Origin of the sequence: Flavobacterium sp., from assembly GCF_044338735.1 — a bacterium.
GTDB lineage: Bacteria > Bacteroidota > Bacteroidia > Flavobacteriales > Flavobacteriaceae > Flavobacterium.
The window spans coordinates 1-4,569 of sequence record NZ_JBIIWV010000159.1 but is presented as its reverse complement, the minus strand read 5'-3'; the positions used below and the strand labels follow the sequence as shown (position 1 = coordinate 4,569).

The 4,569-nt window shown below is 33.8% G+C and carries 3 protein-coding genes; 1 reads left to right on the top strand and 2 read right to left on the bottom strand.

Annotated features, from left to right (window positions below):
- Nucleotides 1-2,267, top strand: a 2,267-nt coding sequence (locus tag ACIQZC_RS09225; protein ID WP_396138937.1) for a GH92 family glycosyl hydrolase, incomplete at its 5' end; no start/stop codon positions are given.
- A gap of 87 nt (nt 2,268-2,354) precedes the next feature.
- On the opposite strand, the gene ACIQZC_RS09220 is transcribed toward ACIQZC_RS09225, so the two are convergent.
- Nucleotides 2,355-3,332 carry a TerC/Alx family metal homeostasis membrane protein gene (locus ACIQZC_RS09220; RefSeq protein ID WP_396138938.1) on the bottom strand — a complete coding sequence of 326 codons (978 nt, stop codon included), beginning with the start codon at nt 3,330-3,332 and terminating at the stop codon, nt 2,355-2,357.
- Nucleotides 3,333-3,359: 27 nt separating this feature from the next.
- A complete protein-coding gene (locus tag ACIQZC_RS09215) occupies nt 3,360-4,355 on the bottom strand; it encodes an NAD(P)H-dependent glycerol-3-phosphate dehydrogenase (protein ID WP_396138936.1) in 996 nt (331 codons plus the stop codon).
- Nucleotides 4,356-4,569 lie beyond the last annotated feature (214 nt).

Genomic DNA, 4,569 nt, shown 5'->3' with positions numbered 1-4,569 from the left:
CGATGAAGTTTACAAGTGTCAAATCTAATAGTGTTACAAAAGGTGATTTTTATTCGGGAACTGAGTTAAAAGTCTATTTCTCTAAAATGGTAAAAAAAGGCGAAAAAATCCTCGTAAAAGTCTCGCTTTCGCCAACAAGTTACGAAGGTGCTAAACTTAACAGTTCCGAAATCAACCATTGGGATTTCGATAAAGTACATCAAGATGCTATCGCACTTTGGAACAAAGAATTATCAAAAATTGAAGTCACTTCAAATGATAAAGACAAGTTAGCGATTTTCTATACAGCTTTGTATCACACGATGATGCAACCAAATATCGCTCAAGATTTAGACGGAAAATACCGAGGTAGAGACAACCAAATTCACACAGCAGAAGGCTTTGATTATTACACCGTTTTTTCACTTTGGGATACGTTTCGGGCAGCACATCCACTTTATACCTTGATTGACAAAAAACGTACTTCCGATTACATCAATACCTTCATCAAACAATACGAACAAGGCGGCAGATTGCCTGTTTGGGAATTAGCGTCCAATGAAACGGATTGTATGATTGGTTATCATTCGGTTTCTGTAATTGCAGATGCAATGGCAAAAGGCATAACAGGTTTTGATTACGAAAAAGCCTTTGAAGCCAGTAAAGCTTCCGCGATGCGAGATGTTTTAGGATTAGAAGCCTACAAGAAAAACGGATTCATTTCAATGGATGACGAACACGAAAGCGTTTCTAAAACCTTAGAATATGCGTATGACGATTGGTGTATTGCACAAATGGCGCAACTTTTAAAAAAGCAAGAAGACTATCAGTATTTTATGAATCGTTCTCAAAATTGGAAAAATATTTTCGATTGGGAAACGGGTTTTATGCGTCCAAAGAAAAACGGCGGATGGGACAAACCTTTTGACCCAAGAGAAGTCAATAATAATTTTACAGAAGGTAATTCGTGGCAATATTCGTTTTTTGTACCACAAGATATTGAGGGTTTAATTCAAGCACATGGCGGAAAGGAAAAATTTGAAGCCAAGTTAGACGCGCTTTTCAACGCTGAAAGCAAAACTACAGGTAGAGAACAAGTAGACGTAACAGGTTTAATCGGGCAATATGCGCATGGGAATGAACCCAGTCACCATATGGCGTACTTGTATAATTATGTAGGCAAATCTGAAAAAACGAATGAAAAAGTAAAGTATATTTTAGATAATTTCTACAAAAACACTCCTGATGGATTAATTGGCAACGAAGATTGCGGACAAATGAGTGCTTGGTATGTGTTGAGTTCGATGGGCATTTATTCGGTTACGCCAGGTATGGAAAAATGGGAAAGCAACGAACCTCTTTTTGATTCCATTAAAATAAAAGATGATAATGGGAAAAATGTGGTCGACTATCAAAGACAAGTTGTGAACGGAAAAACGATTAACAGAATTTTCTTATTGGGAGAAAAATTAAAAGAACAATCAATTCAAAAAAGAAGTGCAACAATGTCCCAATTTGACTATTCTCAAAACAATACTGAAAATACAAATTATAAAAAAATTAGTCCAGTTCCAGTAATTCAAGCAGAAAGTAAAGCTTTTAAAGATAAGTTATTAATATCAATTTCAGATAAATATGAAAATGAAAAATATTTTAAATATTTAATTTTTTATAAAATTGAAGGTCAAAAAGAGTTTAATCTTTATTTAACTCCCTTTGAAATTGAAAAAACCACAAAAATATATGCATATAAAACTGATATGGGAATGAGAATGACAATAAGCGACACCATTTCCGCCACCTTTTTCAAAAAACCAAACAATTACACCATCAACATCAAATCCAAATACAATCCGCAATATCACGCTGGTGGTCCTGATGGGTTGTTAGATGGTATTTTAGGAACGGAGAACTGGAGAAAAGGCGATTGGCAAGGTTATCAAAGTCAAGATTTTGAAGCGGTGGTAGATTTGCAAGAAGTGAAAGATATTACTGAAATTTCAGCACGTTTTTTACAAGACCAACGTTCGTGGATTTTAATGCCAACCAAAGTGGAGTATTACATTTCAGATGATAATGTGAATTTTACGTATTTCGGTTCGGTAAACAATACGTTAGATCCAAAAATAGAAGAAAATACTATTTTGAATTTTACTGCTAACGAAACCAAAAACATAAAAGCACGTTATATAAAAGTAATCGCTAAAAACTTCGGAAAATTACCCGAGTGGCATCAAGGCGCTGGAGGCGATGCGTTTATTTTTGTGGATGAAATTACGATAAAGTAAAATTATTATTCAAAAAAACAAAAGAAGGCATAAGGATCGATTTAATCGTGTTCTTTATGCCTTCTTTGTGTGCTTAGTGGTTTAAGATTAATCTTTATCAGGAAACAATAAAGAAGCGATTACAGACAATATTAACACGCCACCAACAACCAATAACGAAACAGTGGTTTCAATGTGAAAAAACGGCCCTATAATCATTTTTACACCAATAAAACTTAAAATAATAGCCAATCCATATTTCAATTTGCTGAACATGTACATAAAGTTGGCCAGCAAGAAATACAACGAACGCAATCCTAAAATCGCAAAAATATTTGACGTGTATAAAATAAATGGATCGTCTGGAGCAATTGCAAAAATTGCAGGAATACTGTCAACAGCAAATAACAAATCGGTAAATTCTACAATCGCAACTACTACAAATAAAGGCGTTGCCATTTTGATTCCGTTTTGGATGGTGAAGAATTTATCGCCATCAAAATTCGGACTTACTTTAAAAAATTGATGTACGAATTTTGAACCAGCACTTTTACTAAAATCTTTACTGCCTTCGTCTTCTTCATTACTAAACCCAGATTTTATTCCGGCAACGATGAGAATTATTCCGAAAATGGTTAAAAGATAATTGATTTTTACAATTTGTCCGAATAACTCCATTTCGGGTAAATAAGTATAATTCAGCAACCAAACTCCAGTAAAAATAAAAATGGCTCTAAAAACCAAAGCGCCAATTACACCCCAAAATAAGACTTTGTGTTGCGCTTCTTTGGCCACATTAAAATAACCAAAGACTAAGATAAAAACAAATAAATTATCTACTGAAAGTGCTTTTTCAATCCAATACGCACCTTGAAATTGCATGAATTTTTCGGCACCCATGTAGTGATAAATGATGGCACTAAATCCCATTGATAAAGAAATCCAAACCGCTGACCAAATAGCCGCTTCACGATTTGAAACCACGTGCCCTTTTTTGTTTAAAACACCTAAATCTAGCACTAACATTGCAATAATTATAATTGTAAACGCAGTAATTATGCCCGGATGATCAATTAAATGGTCAATTGATCCTGATTTTAATGATAGCATGGGTTAGTTCAATTGATCGGTTAATTTTTTGAAAACAGCTTTTGCTTCTTTATTTTCATATAAAATTTGGTATACCGCATCAATAATTGGGGTATCAGCACCATATCCTTGGTTTAATTTGTAGGCACTTTTTACTGCATAATATCCTTCAGCCACCATACTCATTTCCATTTGTGCCGATTTTACGGTGTAGCCTTTCCCAATCATGTTTCCAAACATTCTGTTTCTAGAAAACACCGAATATCCTGTAACTAATAAATCACCTAAGTATGCCGAATTATTAATATTTCGTTTCATTTTATGAACTTTACGAATGAATTTCTTCATTTCGCGAATACCATTACTCATTAATACCGCTTGAAAATTATCACCATAACCTAAACCATGAGCCATACCGGCAGCAATAGCGTAAATGTTTTTAAGAACTGCAGCATATTCTGTCCCAATAATATCGTCTGTAGTTTTTGCTTTAATATAATGAGAACTTAAATTAGTAGCCACATATTTTGCTTTTTTCCTGTCACTACAAGCAATAGTTAAATAAGATAAACGCTCCATTGCCACTTCTTCTGCATGGCAAGGACCGGTAATGACTCCAATATTTTCGAACGGAATATTATATTTAGTATTAAAATGTTCGCCTACAATTAAGCTCGATTCAGGGACAATTCCTTTAATGGCAGAAAATATAATTTTACCTTCTAAACTTTCGGTTAAATTTTCTAATTCTTTACTTAAAAAGGCCGACGGCACTACAAAAATAACATAATCAGCATAAGCAACTGCTTCGTTAATGTCATTTGTAAGTTTTAATTTGCTAGTATCAAAAGTAACCGAACTTAAATAATTGGGGTTATGTTTTTGTAGTTTTAAATGCTCAATCGCGTTTGTGCTGCGCATGTACCAAGCTATTTCCTCTTGATTTTCACATAGCATTTTAGCAATTGCAGTAGCCCAACTTCCTCCTCCAATGACTGCAAATTTTGGCTTATTTTCCATTTTTCCATTTAATTTTGAACATCAAAAATAGTTATTTAAAAAGGATTTACAAAAAACGGATGCTTGAAACGGGTTTTAAACACATAGTCACATAGTTTTTTAAGAATCACTGCTTATAAAATGATTAATTTTAACGCAAAGTTCTCAAAGTTTCACGCAAAGTTCAGCAAGTTTTAAGAAGAAGCTTCGCTTTGAAAAGCAAATTAAATTTGTG